Below are 13,595 nucleotides of genomic sequence, written 5' to 3'. Positions count from 1 at the left end.
CGGCTTAAAAAATCTGCGTAAGGCTATCACAGTGAGCCGGGCACGTGGCGGGGACGCGACCATGGGGCGATTGCGTTACAATTTTGTCCGTCACCACGCTAGGAATTACCATGAAGCTCTTAATTACCGGCATGGCCGGTTTCATCGGCCATGCCGTGGCCAAACGGCTGGCCGGGAAAGGTCATGAGATCGTCGGCATCGACAACCTCAACGACTACTACGATGTCTCGCTCAAGCAGGCGCGCCTCGACGACCTGGCCGACTGCAAGGACGTGCAGTTCATCAGGCTCGACCTGGCCGACCGAGAGGGCATGGCGGCGCTGTTCGCCGAGCATTGCTTCGATCGGGTGATCCACCTGGCGGCCCAGGCCGGCGTGCGCTACTCCCTGGAGAACCCTCACGTTTATGCCGACAGCAACCTGGTCGGGCATCTGAACGTGCTCGAGGGCTGCCGCCACGGCAAGGTGGAGCATCTGGTCTATGCCTCCTCGAGTTCGGTGTACGGCATGAATGAGCATGTGCCCTTCGCCACCGGGGGCGTTGTGGACCATCCGATCAGCCTCTATGCGGCCACCAAGAAGGCCAACGAGCTGATGGCGCACACCTATTCCCACCTCTATGGCCTGCCGACCACCGGGCTGCGCTTCTTCACGGTCTACGGGCCCTGGGGGCGGCCCGACATGGCGATGTTCAAGTTCACCCGCGCGATCCTGGCTGGTGAGCCGATCCAGGTCTTTAACCACGGCGACATGCAGCGCGACTTCACCTACGTCGACGATATCGTCGAGGGGGTCGTGCGAGTGCTCGACGTCATTCCCCAGGCCGATCCGCAGTGGCAGTCCGGCGCGTCGGGGCCGGATACCTCCAGCGCGCCCTATGCGCTGTACAATATCGGTCATGGCAGTCCGGTGTCGCTGATGGCCTTCGTGCGCGCGGTCGAGGCCGCCACCGGGCGTGAGGCGATCTGCGACTTCCAGCCCATACAGCCGGGCGACGTGCCGCGCACCTGGGCCGATACCGAGGCGCTTTTCCAGGCGACGGGGTATCGGCCGGAGGTCAGCGTGGAGGTGGGGGTCAGAAAATTCGTGGAGTGGTACCGCGGGTTCTATGGGGTGTAGGACATGCGAGTGGCGGCAATCGCCTTGCAAGTCGAAACGTCGAACCGACGGCCCCACGAGGACAGGTGCCGAACCCTAGGCCCACGTGCACCTGCAGGGCGCGTATCGTAAATAGAACAGTTGAACAGGACAAAGCGGGAGACAAGGAATGAAGATCACCATTGTTGGCACGGGTTACGTGGGCCTGGTCACCGGCACTTGCCTGGCCGATGTGGGCCACGACGTGCTGTGCATGGACGTGGACGCCGAAAAGATCGCCCGCCTGGAGGCCGGCGAGATTCCCATCTACGAGCCGGGGCTCGAAAGCATGGTGCAGGCCAACGTATCGGCGGGGCGCCTATCCTTTACCACCGACCCGGCCCAGGCGGTGGCCTTCGGCACCATGCAGTTCATCGCCGTGGGCACGCCGCCCGACGAGGACGGCAGCGCCGACCTCAAGTACGTGCTGGCCGTGGCGGAGACCATCGGCTCCCACATGAACGAGTACAAGGTGATCGTCGACAAGTCGACGGTGCCGGTCGGCACGGCCGATCGCGTGCGCGAGACGGTGGCGAAGACCCTCGAGGCCCGGGGCGAGCGCCTCGATTTCGATGTCTGCTCCAACCCCGAGTTTCTCAAGGAGGGGGCGGCCATCGAGGACTTCACCCACGGCGCGCGGATCGTCGTCGGCACCGAATCCGAGCGGGTGAAGGGGCTGATGCGCGAGTGCTACGCGCCCTATATCCGTCAGCAGGAAAAGCTGATGTTCATGGACGTGCGGGCCGCCGAGCTGACCAAGTACGCCGCTAACGCCATGCTGGCGACCAAGATCAGCTTCATGAACGAGATCGCCAACCTGGCCGAGCGGCTGGGCGCCGACGTGGAGCAGGTGCGTCGCGGGGTAGGCTCGGATCCGCGCATCGGCTATCAGTTCATCTACCCGGGCTGCGGCTACGGCGGTTCCTGTTTCCCCAAGGACGTGCAGGCCCTGGCGCGCACCGCGGCCGACGTGGATTATCGGGCGGAGCTGCTCACCGCCGTCGAGTCGGTGAATCAGCGCCAGAAGCAGACGCTCTTCGCCAAGCTCCGTCAGGCCTTCGATGGCGACCTGGCCGGCAAGACCATCGCGCTGTGGGGCCTTTCCTTCAAGCCCAACACCGATGACATGCGCGATGCCCCGAGCCGCACTCTGATGGAAGCACTGTGGGACGCTGGTGCCCGGGTGCAGGCCTACGACCCGGAGGCGATGCGAGAGTGCCGCCGGATCTACGGCGAGCGGGACGACCTGGTACTGGTGGGTGATCGCATCCAGGCGGTGAAAGGCGCTGATGCCCTGGTGATCTGCACCGAGTGGAAGGAGTTTCGCACCCTGGACTTCGCCTGGCTGAAGCAGCAGCTGGCCATGCCGGTGGTGATCGACGGGCGCAACCTCTTCGAACCCGACGCGGTGAAGGCGGCCGGGCTGCTCTACTTCGCCGTGGGGCGGGGCGACTCGCTGCGCCATACTTGAGTGATCCGATGAGCGACGGGGAGGCAGCCTGCGATGATCGATTCGATACAGCGCTTCTTCAGCGACTTCATTGCCGGCGGCGGTGAAGCGGGCGAGGCAGGTCCTAGCCTGGAACTGTCCGTGGCTGCCTTGCTCTTCGAGGTCGCCCGTGCCGACTACCATCTCGACGATAGCGAAGTGGGCCTGCTGCGCGACCTGCTGCAACGGCGTTTCGACCTGGCGGAGGCAGAGCTCGACGAGTTGATGCGCCTGGCGCGGCAAGAGGCCGAGTCGGCGGTGGACCACTATCGATTCGTCAGCCTGATCAAGGAACATTTCGACTACGTCCAGCGCTGCGAACTGGTGCGCATGATGTGGTCGCTGTCACTGGTCGATGGAGAGCAGCACCACCTGGAGGAGCATCGCATTCGTCGCCTGGCCGAGCTCCTTCATGTCAGCCACTCGGATTTTATCCGTGCCAAGCTCGGGGTGCAGGAAGACGCGTCTCGCTGACCCTGTGATCATCGCTTTTCCTTGTCTTCCGGAAGGGGCATGCTGTGGGGAGATCCACATGGGGTAAATCCTTATGGGACAATCTGTTATGTGACAGCCCTTATGAGATGAGCCCCTTAATGGCAGACAAGGAGTCGAGCGATGGCGCGTGAGATAGCGGTGATGGGAGCCGGGATGGTGGGGGTGTCGGTGGCCTGGCACCTTGCTCGGCGAGGGCACTCGGTGACCCTGATCGATCGACGTGAGCCGGGGCGCGAGACTTCGTTCGGCAACGCCGGCATCATCCAGCGCGAGGCGGTCCGCCCCTATCCCTTCCCACGAGATATCGCCACCCTGCTGCGCGTGCTGCCCAACCGCCAGGTGGATATCCGCTATCGCCCCGGCGGCATGCTTCAGGCGGCCGGGCCGCTGCTGCGCTATTGGCACAACTCCTCCAAGGAGCGTTACCAGAAGATCGTGCCGGAGTATGCCTCGCTGATCGGGCTGTCGTTGGAGGCGCACGCCCCGATGATCGAGGCCGCCGATGCCGAGCGACTGGTGCGACGGGAAGGCTGGCTCGAGGTCTATCGCACCGCGGCCGAACTGGAGGCGCGAGCGGCCGAGGCGCGAGAGGACGCACAGCGCTTCGGGATCCGGTATCGCGTGCTGGATGCCGACGAACTGGCCGCCTTCGAGCCTTGCCTGGCCGAGGGCCTGGCGGGGGCCATCCATTGGCAGGATCCCTGGACGGTCGCCGATCCCGGCGCCCTGGTCCAGGCCTACGCCAAGAGCTTCGAGGCGGAAGGGGGGCGCGTGCAGCGGGCCGAGGTGACGGGCATCGAACGCCTGGGCAGCGGCTGGCGTATCGCGACCTCCGAGGGGGCCCTCGACGCCGAACAGCTGGTGATGGCGATGGGGCCCTGGTCGCGCGACTGGCTGGGCGATCTCGGGCTCGAGATCCCGCTGTTCGTCAAGCGCGGATATCACATGCATTACGCTGCTGCGGGGGCGGAGACACTACGCCACTGGGTCATGGATGCCGAGGTCGGTTACGTCCTGGCGCCCATGGAGGCGGGCATCCGCTTGACCACCGGTGCCGAGCTGGAGCGACTCGATGCGCCGCCGCACCTCGCGCAGCTGGAGGCGGCGGAACAGGCGGCGCGGCGGCTGGTGCCGCTGGGCGAGCGTCTCGAGGCCGAGCCCTGGAAGGGCGCGCGCCCCTGCACGTCCGACATGAAACCGGTGATCGGGCCCGCGCCGGGACAGCCAGGGCTGTGGCTGGCCCTCGGCCATGGCCACCAGGGCTTCACCCTGGGGCCGGCGACCGGTCGCCTGCTCGGCCAGATGATGGATGGCGAGACACCCGATATCGACATGGCGCCGTTCCGCGTGGATCGGTTCTGAAGTCAGTGGAGTGGGGTCGAAACCCCATCGCCGTGCAAGCATAGCTCCCACGGATGCATCTGCACGTTGTGGGAGCGGTCGGCTTGACACCTCGACTCGCACCGCGAAGGGCACGCATCGCCCTGCCTCAAGGCGGGAGGGGCCTCAGGGAATTAACGCTTCGCCTTGCGCTTCTGCTGGACGAGGTGACACAGCAGCTTGACGAGCAGGGTGACGACGAACACCAGCCAGCCGGCCGTGGCCAGCGCGTTGAACAGCAGCATCTTCTGCTCGCCGTTCATCGGCGTGATCAGGTGGTCGATGACGATGGCCAGCAGGAAGGCCAGGGTAAGGGGCAGGGCGAGGATGTGCATCCACATCTCGGTGCGCCGCTTGCGGACGTGGTAGCGCCCCAGCAGGACGCGGATCGGGCGGTGCACGAAGCTGATCAGGATCAGGCTGCCCACCATCAGCAGGGCGGCCAGCGACGGCTCGATGCTGCCCAGGTGGGCCGAGATGCTGACCGACCAGTAGAGCACCAGCCACATGAAACCGGCCAGGATGGCGACGATGTCGGCGTAGTGTCTTACCTTGGGCATGCTGTCCTCATGAGTGGTGCGGCCTGTCAGGCTGGCAATATGATACGGCATTCAGCGCCGCTTGAAGAGTCGACGTACCCAGTACCAGCGATTGATCAACAGGGCGGTAAAGATCAGCGAGCAGCCCGTGAGCTGCAGCAGTGTCATGCTCTCCTCGAACCACCAGGCCGCCATCAGCGCGGTCCAGACCGCCTCCAGCATCAGGATCACCGCCGCGTGGCTGGGCGTGGTCAGCCCCTGGGCATGCACCTGCAGGAAGAAGCGCAGGGTGCTGGCGAAGAGCACGCTGGCCGCGAGCCAGCCGAGGGTGGTGGCCGAGAGCTCGGCCGGCCAGGGCTCGATGGGCAGCGAGGCGAGGGTCAGCATCAGGCCCACCACGACCAGCTGGATGGCGGTGAGCGGCAGGGCGGGTACCCGGCGCACGACGCGAGCGTTGGTGTTGATCAACAGCGAGAAGCCTGCCGCCGCTCCGACCATCAGCCACTGGCTCGTCTCGATCCGGAATCCCGCGTTGAGCGACAGCAGGGCGAAGCCGATCAGCGCCACCGGCAAGGCGATCCAGGTGGAGCTAGGCGGCCGGTCGCCGAACATCAGGCGTGCGACCACCGGTACCAGCAGGATGCCCAGGCTGTTGATGAAGGCGCTCTCGCCAAGGTGTCGGGAGTGATGCAGGCCGAACACCCACAGCGCGATGGCGCCACTGAAGATCAGCCCCACCCCGGCCGCCAGCCGCCAGTCGGCGAGCGAGAGTCGTCGCAGGCTGGCGAGCGCGAAGAGCGCCAGGATGCCACCGGCCATCAGGAAGCGCGTGCCGATGAACAGCAACGGCGGCATGCCGGCCAGGGCCTCCTTGGAGAAGATCCAGCCGGCGGCGGCGAGCAGGGTGACCAGCAGCAGCATGAAGTCGGCGCGCAGAGGCGAGCGTGTCGGGTCAACGGGCGTCATCGGTCACCGGGACGTAGGGAAAGCGGTCGAACATGTTAGCAGACAACCGACTTGGCGTGGCCTCGGGAATGCCGAGAGGTTGCGATATACTGGCGCGACCGTGGCTTGCCACTCAGCGCCTGACTCGACAGGCCTTGGTGGCAGGCTCCTCGATACAGACGCTCTCGATACAGACTTTCGAAACAGGACCTGCCGTGAACTCGATTACCCTGACCCGCCCGGACGACTGGCACCTCCACCTGCGTGATGGTGACGTGCTCTCGGCCGTGGTGGCCGCCAGTGCGCGCCAGATGGGCCGTGCGATCATCATGCCCAACCTCAAGCCGCCGGTGACCACGACCGGGCAGGCGCTGGCCTACCGGGAGCGGATCCTGGCTGCCTTGCCCGCCGGGGCGCGTTTCGAGCCGCTGATGACCCTCTATCTGACCGACAACACCCCGGCCGAGGAGATCGAGCGGGCGCATGCCAGTGGCCTGGTACAGGCGGTGAAGCTCTATCCGGCCGGGGCGACCACCAACTCCGCCTCCGGCGTGACGGATCTCGCCCTCTGCGACGAGGCCATTGCCGCCATGGCGCGGCTGGGCATGCCGCTGCTTGTCCACGGGGAGGTGACCGATGCCGAGATCGACATCTTCGATCGCGAGGCGGTATTCATCGAGCGGGTGATGAAGCCACTGCTGGAGCGGCACCCGGACCTGAAGGTGGTGTTCGAGCACATCACCACCGCCGAGGCGGCCGCGTTCGTGGCCGCCGCACCGGCCAACGTGGCCGCTACCATCACCGTCCATCACCTGCTGTTCAACCGCAACCACATGCTCGTGGGCGGTATTCGCCCGCACTATTACTGCCTGCCGATCCTCAAGCGCGAGCGTCATCGTCAGGCGTTGCTGGAGGCCGCGACCTCGGGAAGCCCCAAGTTCTTCCTGGGTACCGACAGTGCTCCCCACGCCCGGGGCGACAAGGAGAGCGCCTGTGGCTGTGCCGGCGCCTACAGCGCCCCGGCGGCCCTGGAGCTCTACGCCGCCGCCTTCGAGCAGGCCGGTGCCCTGGAACGTCTGGAAGGCTTCGCCAGCCATCACGGCCCGGACTTCTACGGCCTGGCGCGCAATACCGAGACCGTCACCCTGGTGCGTGAGGACTGGCAGCTGCCGGAATCTCTGCCCTATGCTGGCGGGCAGACCATCGTGCCGCTCGCCGCCGGCGAGACGCTGAGCTGGAAGTTCGTCGACTGAGGCGAGCCCCCGGTGCGCGATCAATAAGACAGATAGACAAGCGGCCGCCCCATGGGGCGGCCGCTTTGGTTCGGGATGCCGTACCGGACTGGGAGCGAGAGAGGAGCTCAGTCGTCGAGCAGCTGTCGGTCCAGGAAGGCGATCCCGGCCTCGATGGCGCCATCACGCAGCAGGAAGCTGGTGAAGTGTCCGCGATAGTGCTGCAGGTAGAGCTCGCTTGTCACGCCGTGATCGACGAGGGCGGCGTGGAAGTCGGTGGCGTGATCCACCGGCACCAGGCCGTCCCAGCGGCCGTGGAAGAGGAAGTGGGGCGGGGCGTCGGCGTCAACGTGGGTGATCGGCGAGGCCTGCCGGTAGGCCTCTGACTTCTCGGCGCGGGTGCCGCCAATGAACTCGACCACCAGGCGGCCATCATCGAATTTCATGAGGTCGCTGGGTAGGCCGCCGGCCAGCACGGCGGCCAGCCGGGCGTGGTCGCCGCCATGGGGCTTGGCCAGGGCATCGACGTTGGCGGAGACTCCGAGCAGGCTGACCAGGTGGGCGCCGCTGGAGTAGCCGACCCCGACGATGCGCTCGGTGTCGATGCGCCACGCATCGGCATGTTCGTGGATCCATGCCATGGCCTGCTGCAGGTCGTGAAGCTGAGCGGGGAAGCGGTGCTCCGGGGCGAAGCGGTAGGCGACGTTGACCGTGACATAGCCGCGCCTCGCGAGTCGCTCGGCGATTTCCTCCATGTCGTCGGGCGTACGCCGCTGCCAGCCGCCGCCATGAACGAGCAGGGCGGCGGGGCGCCGCGCATCGGCGGGCGTGTCGGGCAGCAGGACGCGGGCCTCGAGGGACTCCGGCCAGTCGGGTGGCGTATAGGGGCGCGGCGAGAGGCGCCGGACGTCGACGTCGGGGCGAGGCCCCGACTGGGTGATGGCGGGCGCGTTGATCGTGGAGAGATGCGTGGCGCAGCCCGCCACCAGCAGCGGCAGGCACAGGGCGAGTCTTCGCCACCATCCCGCCGCCAGGCGCCTCACGGCTCAGCTCTCCAGCGGCTCGGCCTGGGAGCAGGGCTGGCCCAGGCGGTCGACCATGGCCGTGACCATGCGCGTCGAATGGTCGGCGGCCTTCTCCAGGAACTGCTCGAAGGAGAGGTGGTTATCGCCGCCGCCGGCGATGTCGGAGAGCGCGCGGATCACCACGAAGGGGCAGCCATAGAGATGGCAGGTCTGGGCGATCGCCGCGGCCTCCATCTCGGCGGCCAGCATGGTGGGGAAGCGCGAGCGGGTGGTGGCGACGAGCTCCGGGCAGGCCATGAAGACATCGCCGGTGGCGATCAGCCCTTCCACCACCTTGACCTCGCCCAGCGATTCGACGCACTCCCGCGCGACCTTGACCAGGCGCTCGTCCGGCAGGTAAGCGGCCGGCATGTTGGGTACCTGGCCATGCTCGTAGCCAAATACCACGGCGTCTACGTCGTGGTGGCGCACTTCGCTCGAGACCACCACGTCGCCGATCTCGAGACCCTCACCGAAGCCGCCGGCCGAGCCGGTATTGATGATCGCCTCGGGATGGTAGACATCGAGCAGCAGGGTGGTGCCGATGGCGGCGTTCACCTTGCCGATGCCCGATTGCAGGATCACTACCTCGACGCCGTGCAGCCTGCCGAGGTGAAAGGTGCAGCCGACGTGATGGCGGGTGCGGCGATCCTCCAGCTGGGCGGCGAGCTGCTCGACCTCCTGGGCCATGGCGCCGATGATGCCGATGCGTTTCATGCGAAGATGTCCGCCCACTCGTTGCGCTTGGCCAGGAAGCCGCGGGCGATCTGCTGGGCGCCCTCCAGGCTATGGCTGGCGGCCCAGCCGCACTGCATCTCGTTGCAGGCGGGCACCTCAGTGGCCTCCAGCACGTCCTTGAGGGTGCCTTCGACCAGGTCGAGCACGCCCTCGTAGTCGTCGTGGTTGATCATCGCGATGTAGAAGCCGGTCTGGCAGCCCATCGGACTGATGTCGACGACCTTGTCGGAGTGGTTGCGCGAGAGTTCGGCCATCAGGTGCTCGAGCGAATGCAGCCCGGGCATGTCCATGTGGTCCTGGTTCGGCTGGCAGATCCGCATGTCGTACTTGTGGATGGTGTCGCCGTGCTCGCCGGTCTTGATGTCGGCCAGGCGGATGTAGGGGGCCTTCACCTTGGTGTGATCGAGGTTGAAGCTTTCGACGTTCATCTTCTTGTCGGTCATCGGACGACCTCGCGAGTCGGAAAAATGGAGCAGCGATTCTAGCGGAATTCGCGGGAGGGTGCATGCCACCGCGCCTGCGAGACTGCCTGTTCTTGCCGCCTTACTGCGCGGCGTCGTGGAGGTCGGCGGCCTGCAGGGTGTTCTCGAGCAGGGTGGCCACGGTCATCGGGCCCACGCCGCCGGGCACCGGGGTGATCCAGCTGGCGCGCTCGGCGGCGGCGGCGAAGTCGATGTCGCCGATCAGCCGCCCGTCCTCCTGGCGATTGATGCCCACGTCGATGACGATGGCGCCGGGCTTGATCCACTCGCCCTTGACCAGGCCGGGCTTGCCGACCGCGACCACCAGCAGGTCGGCGCGGCGCACGTGCTCCTCGAGATTGCCGGTGAAGCGGTGGCAGACGGTGGTGGTGCAGCCGGCGAGCATCAGCTCCAGTGACATCGGACGCCCGACGATGTTGGAGGCGCCGACCACGGTGGCATCCAGCCCGCGCACCGAGAGCTCGCTCTGCTGGAGCAGGGTCATCACGCCCTTGGGCGTGCAGGGGCGCAGCAGCGGCAGGCGCTGCGCCAGGCGGCCGAGGTTGTAGGGGTGGAAGCCGTCGACATCCTTGTTCGGCAGGATGCGCTCGAGTATCGGTCGCGCGTCGAGGTGCTCGGGGAGCGGCAGCTGCACCAGGATGCCGTCGATGCGCGGGTCCTCGTTGAGCTGGTCGACCAGCTGCTCGAGGTCCTGCTGGCTGGTGTCGGCCGGCAGCTGGTGCTTGAACGAGAGGATGCCGGCCTCCTCGCAGGCGCGATGCTTGTTGCGCACGTAGACGGCGGAGGCGGCGTCCTCGCCCACCAGGACCACGGCAAGTCCCGGAATGCGCCCGCCGGCCTCGCGGCGCGCCTGGACCTGGCGCGCGACCTGCTGGCGGACTCGGGCGGCAATGGACTTGCCATCGATCAGTTGGGCGGTCATCGAGCTTCCCTCTGGTGGTTCGGGGTGAGTATGGGGCGTGGTGAGCGTGCACCGTGTTCGGGGCGGGGATTTTCGCATGCCGGGACCCGCAGGCAAAGCGCGTGCCGGCGGTGGTGAGGTTCCCGCTTGACCCGCCGGCAAAGTTACGTAGAATACGCAGCGCTTGACGAGGCCCCTGCGGCGACGTCGAGGCCGTGCAAGAGCCGGCGGGGTGTAGCGCAGTCTGGTAGCGCGCCTGCTTTGGGAGCAGGATGTCGGGGGTTCGAATCCCTCCACCCCGACCACAACCTGTTGATTGGAAAGTTTTATTTTCCACCAAGGGTTGCGGTCAGGCGCCCGGATATGTATCATGCGCCCATAGCTCAACCGGATAGAGCAACGGCCTTCTAAGCCGTAGGTTGCAGGTTCGAGTCCTGCTGGGCGCGCCATGCTCGCATGGAGTTGCCGGTAGCGGTTCGAGTCGTTCGTTAGAGCTCGCAGCAAGTGTTTTCGCAAGACCCGTGTCGTAGTGGTGGATGTAGCTCAGTGGTAGAGCCCCGGATTGTGGCTCCGGTGGTCGTGGGTTCGATCCCCATCATCCACCCCATCTCGACATGACCCCAGGCAGTGGTGGATGTAGCTCAGTGGTAGAGCCCCGGATTGTGGCTCCGGTGGTCGTGGGTTCGATCCCCATCATCCACCCCATTGCCTCCCTCAGCGTGATCCTGTCTCCCCGTAGTGCTCATCTTCGCCTCTCTTCATGCATGGCTCGTGCCGTGATGTTGCCCGTGGTGTCGTGCCGTGACGCCTTGTCCCGCACGCGTCGCGCCGATCCCGCTCGTGGTCGTGGTCAGCGCGGAAAAATCTCCGTCCTGGCCCTTGTAATGCGTCGTCGGGCCCCCATTTGATCAGGCACGGCGCTTGCCAGTATCGGGCGGGATTCTTAGAATCAGCCCTTTGAACTTTTCACGCTTTCAGAACGCCCAAGTCGGTAGAGGACATTTCATGCAAGTTTCCGTCGATACGACCTCCCAGATTGAACGCCGCATCACGGTTCAGGTGCCGGCCGCCGAGGTCGACGAGGCCGTTGCCGCCCGTCTCAAGGATGCCGCCAAGAACGTGCGCCTGGACGGGTTCCGCAAGGGCAAGGTGCCGATGTCGGTGATCCGTCAGCGCTACGGCCACGACGTCCGCAACGAAGTGGTGGGTGAGGTGATGCGCGAGCGCTACGTGCGCGCCATCTCCGAGCACGAGCTGAACCCGGCGGGCTACCCGCAGATCGAGGCCACCACTAACGAGACCGGCAAGGATCTGGAGTTCACCGCCACCCTCGAGATCTATCCCGAGGTCGAGCTGGCGTCCATCGAGGGCACCGAGGTCGAGCGTCCGGTGGTCGAGGTGACCGAAGCCGACGTCGACGAGATGATCGACACCCTGCGCAAGCAGAATGCCGGCTGGGAAGAGGTCGAGCGTGCTGCCGAAGACGGCGATCAGGTGAAGATCGACTTCCAGGGCTTCCTGGGCGACGAGCCCTTCGAGGGCGGCAGCGCCGAGGGTCACGAGCTGGTGATCGGCTCCGGCAGCTTCATCCCCGGCTTCGAGGAGCAGCTCATCGGTGCCAAGGCCGGTGAGGAGAAGGAGCTCAAGGTCACCTTCCCCGAGGACTACCAGGCCGAGCAGCTGGCCGGCCAGGAAGCGACCTTCAAGGTCAAGGTCCACGCGGTGAAGGGGCAGGCCCTGCCCGAGGTCGATGCCGAGTTCATCGCCAAGTTCGGCGTCGAGGACGGCGATCTGGACAAGTTCCGCAGCGAGGTCAAGCAGAACATGACCCGCGAGGCGAGCCAGGCCGTGGACAACCGCGTCAAGCAGCAGGTGCTCGAGGCGCTGAAGAAGGCCAACGACATCCCGGTGCCCCATTCGCTGGTGCAGCAGGAGACCGACGGCCTCAAGCGCCAGGCAGCCCAGCAGTTCGGCCTCGGTGAGGACTTCGACGTCTCCCAGCTGCCCGACGAGCTGTTCAGCGAGCAGGCCAAGAGCCGCGTTCAGGTCGGCCTGCTGCTGGCCGAGGTGATCAAGAGCAGCGAGCTCGAGGCCACCGACGACGAGATCAAGGCCAAGGTCGAGGAGCTGGCTCAGCAGTACCAGGACCCCGAGCAGGTCGTCGCCCACTACATGGGCAATGACCAGCTGAAGACCCAGGTCCAGTCCGCCCTTCTCGAGGAGAAGGCGGTCGACGCGCTGCTCGCGCAGGCCACCGTCAAGGACGTGGAAATGGGTTATCAGGAGGCTCTCGCCGCGGCCCAGCAGCAGGGCGAAGCGGCCGAGGAAGACGAAGAGGCCGAGGGCGAAGCCAAGGCCTGATCCTCGCTTCGGGATAGCCTGTCCGGCCGAACGGCCGGGCAGGCGCTACATCCACCGCTTCCATTCATCGGATCCAAGGACATCATCAGATGAGCAACCCGTTCGAACCCCAATCCGCCGGCGGCCTGGTGCCCATGGTGGTCGAGCAGAGCGCGCGCGGCGAGCGGGCCTACGACATCTACTCCCGCCTGCTCAAGGAGCGCGTGATCTTCCTGATCGGGCCGGTGGAAGATTACATGGCCAACCTGCTGGTGGCGCAGATGCTGTTCCTTGAGTCCGAGAACCCGGACAAGGACATCCACCTGTACATCAACTCGCCGGGCGGTGGCGTCACCGCGGGCATGTCGATCTACGACACCATGCAGTTCATCAAGCCCGACGTCTCCACCGTGTGCATCGGTCAGGCGGCGAGCATGGGCGCGCTGCTGCTGGCCGGCGGCGCCGCGGGCAAGCGCTACTGCCTGCCCAACTCGCGGATGATGATCCACCAGCCGCTGGGCGGCTACCAGGGTCAGGCCTCGGACATCGAGATCCACACCCGCGAGATTCTCGGCATCCGCGACAAGCTCAATCAGATCCTGGCCCATCACACCGGCCAGGAGATCGAGACCATCGCCAAGGATACCGATCGCGACAACTTCATGAATGGGCCGCAGGCCGCCGAATACGGCCTGATCGATGCGGTGCTGGAACAGCGTCCGACATCCTGATAGCGTGAAATTCACCCGAGTGCCCTTCATGCACTGAGACGTTTCCCGGTGGCCGCGGCCACCGTGGTGAACCCGACGCCCCGTGAGCCATACTGTACGGGGCGTCATCAAGAAAGAGGTACG

Annotated in this window: 13 protein-coding genes and 4 tRNA genes; 11 read left to right on the top strand and 6 right to left on the bottom strand. The window is 65.9% G+C overall.

Going from position 1 to position 13,595, the window contains the following annotated elements; translation table 11 throughout:
• The first annotated feature begins 110 nt into the window (after nt 1-110).
• The 4 genes from ABE957_RS06045 (at nt 111) to ABE957_RS06030 (ending at nt 4,482) form a co-directional block, all read left to right on the top strand.
• Complete coding sequence (locus ABE957_RS06045) at nt 111-1,118, top strand: NAD-dependent epimerase (RefSeq protein WP_349757780.1); 1,008 nt, start codon at nt 111-113, stop codon at nt 1,116-1,118.
• Between the two features lie 148 nt (nt 1,119-1,266).
• Nucleotides 1,267-2,607 carry a UDP-glucose dehydrogenase family protein gene (locus tag ABE957_RS06040; RefSeq protein WP_349757779.1) on the top strand — a complete coding sequence of 447 codons (1,341 nt, stop codon included), beginning with the start codon at nt 1,267-1,269 and terminating at the stop codon, nt 2,605-2,607.
• Between the two features lie 33 nt (nt 2,608-2,640).
• Nucleotides 2,641-3,099, top strand: coding sequence for a tellurite resistance TerB family protein (locus ABE957_RS06035; protein WP_349757778.1), 459 nt, complete (start codon nt 2,641-2,643; stop codon nt 3,097-3,099).
• A 141-nt stretch (nt 3,100-3,240) separates the two neighbouring features.
• Nucleotides 3,241-4,482 (top strand): NAD(P)/FAD-dependent oxidoreductase, encoded by a 1,242-nt coding sequence (locus tag ABE957_RS06030; protein WP_349757777.1) that lies wholly within the window; start codon nt 3,241-3,243, stop codon nt 4,480-4,482.
• A gap of 152 nt (nt 4,483-4,634) precedes the next feature.
• On the opposite strand, the gene ABE957_RS06025 is transcribed toward ABE957_RS06030, so the two are convergent.
• Together ABE957_RS06025 and ABE957_RS06020 are read right to left on the bottom strand one after the other, a co-directional pair.
• The gene (locus tag ABE957_RS06025; RefSeq protein WP_349757776.1) at nt 4,635-5,060 is read right to left on the bottom strand and encodes a hypothetical protein; all 426 of its coding nucleotides are present in this window, start codon (nt 5,058-5,060) and stop codon (nt 4,635-4,637) included.
• 51 nt (nt 5,061-5,111) lie between these two features.
• Nucleotides 5,112-6,005: a DMT family transporter gene (locus ABE957_RS06020; protein ID WP_349757775.1), complete on the bottom strand. Its 894-nt coding sequence runs from the start codon at nt 6,003-6,005 to the stop codon at nt 5,112-5,114.
• A gap of 194 nt (nt 6,006-6,199) precedes the next feature.
• On the opposite strand from ABE957_RS06020, the gene pyrC reads away from it, so the two are divergent.
• The gene (pyrC, locus tag ABE957_RS06015; RefSeq protein ID WP_349757774.1) at nt 6,200-7,237 is read left to right on the top strand and encodes a dihydroorotase; all 1,038 of its coding nucleotides are present in this window, start codon (nt 6,200-6,202) and stop codon (nt 7,235-7,237) included.
• Between the two features lie 107 nt (nt 7,238-7,344).
• Here pyrC and ABE957_RS06010 read toward each other — a convergent pair whose 3' ends face one another.
• The 4 genes from ABE957_RS06010 to folD form a co-directional block, all read right to left on the bottom strand.
• Complete coding sequence (locus tag ABE957_RS06010; RefSeq protein ID WP_349757773.1) at nt 7,345-8,259, bottom strand: alpha/beta hydrolase fold domain-containing protein; 915 nt, start codon at nt 8,257-8,259, stop codon at nt 7,345-7,347.
• 3 nt (nt 8,260-8,262) lie between these two features.
• Entirely contained in the window at nt 8,263-8,997 is a 735-nt protein-coding gene (mtnN, locus tag ABE957_RS06005) for a 5'-methylthioadenosine/S-adenosylhomocysteine nucleosidase (protein WP_349757771.1), read from the bottom strand.
• A complete protein-coding gene (locus ABE957_RS06000) occupies nt 8,994-9,461 on the bottom strand; it encodes an S-ribosylhomocysteine lyase (protein WP_349757770.1) in 468 nt (155 codons plus the stop codon). Before ABE957_RS06000 ends, mtnN begins: the two co-directional genes overlap by 4 nt.
• Nucleotides 9,462-9,561: 100 nt before the next feature.
• Nucleotides 9,562-10,422 carry a bifunctional methylenetetrahydrofolate dehydrogenase/methenyltetrahydrofolate cyclohydrolase FolD gene (folD, locus tag ABE957_RS05995; protein WP_349757769.1) on the bottom strand — a complete coding sequence of 287 codons (861 nt, stop codon included), beginning with the start codon at nt 10,420-10,422 and terminating at the stop codon, nt 9,562-9,564.
• Nucleotides 10,423-10,629: 207 nt separating this feature from the next.
• Between folD and ABE957_RS05990 the strand changes: the two genes are divergently transcribed.
• The 6 genes from ABE957_RS05990 to clpP all read left to right on the top strand — a co-directional run bounded on the left by ABE957_RS05990 (nt 10,630) and on the right by clpP (nt 13,472).
• Nucleotides 10,630-10,706 (top strand) — tRNA-Pro (locus ABE957_RS05990).
• A 67-nt stretch (nt 10,707-10,773) separates the two neighbouring features.
• Nucleotides 10,774-10,850: transfer RNA gene (locus tag ABE957_RS05985), tRNA-Arg, on the top strand.
• An 83-nt stretch (nt 10,851-10,933) separates the two neighbouring features.
• Nucleotides 10,934-11,008 (top strand) — tRNA-His (locus ABE957_RS05980).
• Nucleotides 11,009-11,031: 23 nt separating this feature from the next.
• Nucleotides 11,032-11,106 (top strand) — tRNA-His (locus tag ABE957_RS05975).
• Between the two features lie 300 nt (nt 11,107-11,406).
• Complete coding sequence (gene tig / locus ABE957_RS05970; RefSeq protein WP_349757768.1) at nt 11,407-12,762, top strand: trigger factor; 1,356 nt, start codon at nt 11,407-11,409, stop codon at nt 12,760-12,762.
• Between the two features lie 89 nt (nt 12,763-12,851).
• The gene (clpP, locus tag ABE957_RS05965) at nt 12,852-13,472 is read left to right on the top strand and encodes an ATP-dependent Clp endopeptidase proteolytic subunit ClpP (protein ID WP_349757767.1); all 621 of its coding nucleotides are present in this window, start codon (nt 12,852-12,854) and stop codon (nt 13,470-13,472) included.
• Nucleotides 13,473-13,595: the final 123 nt, after the last annotated feature.

Source organism: Halomonas pelophila (assembly GCF_040196315.1).
GTDB classification, from domain to species: Bacteria; Pseudomonadota; Gammaproteobacteria; order Pseudomonadales; family Halomonadaceae; genus Halomonas; species Halomonas pelophila.
The sequence above is the reverse complement of the archived record's forward strand: the minus strand, read 5'-3'. Positions and strand labels throughout refer to the sequence as shown.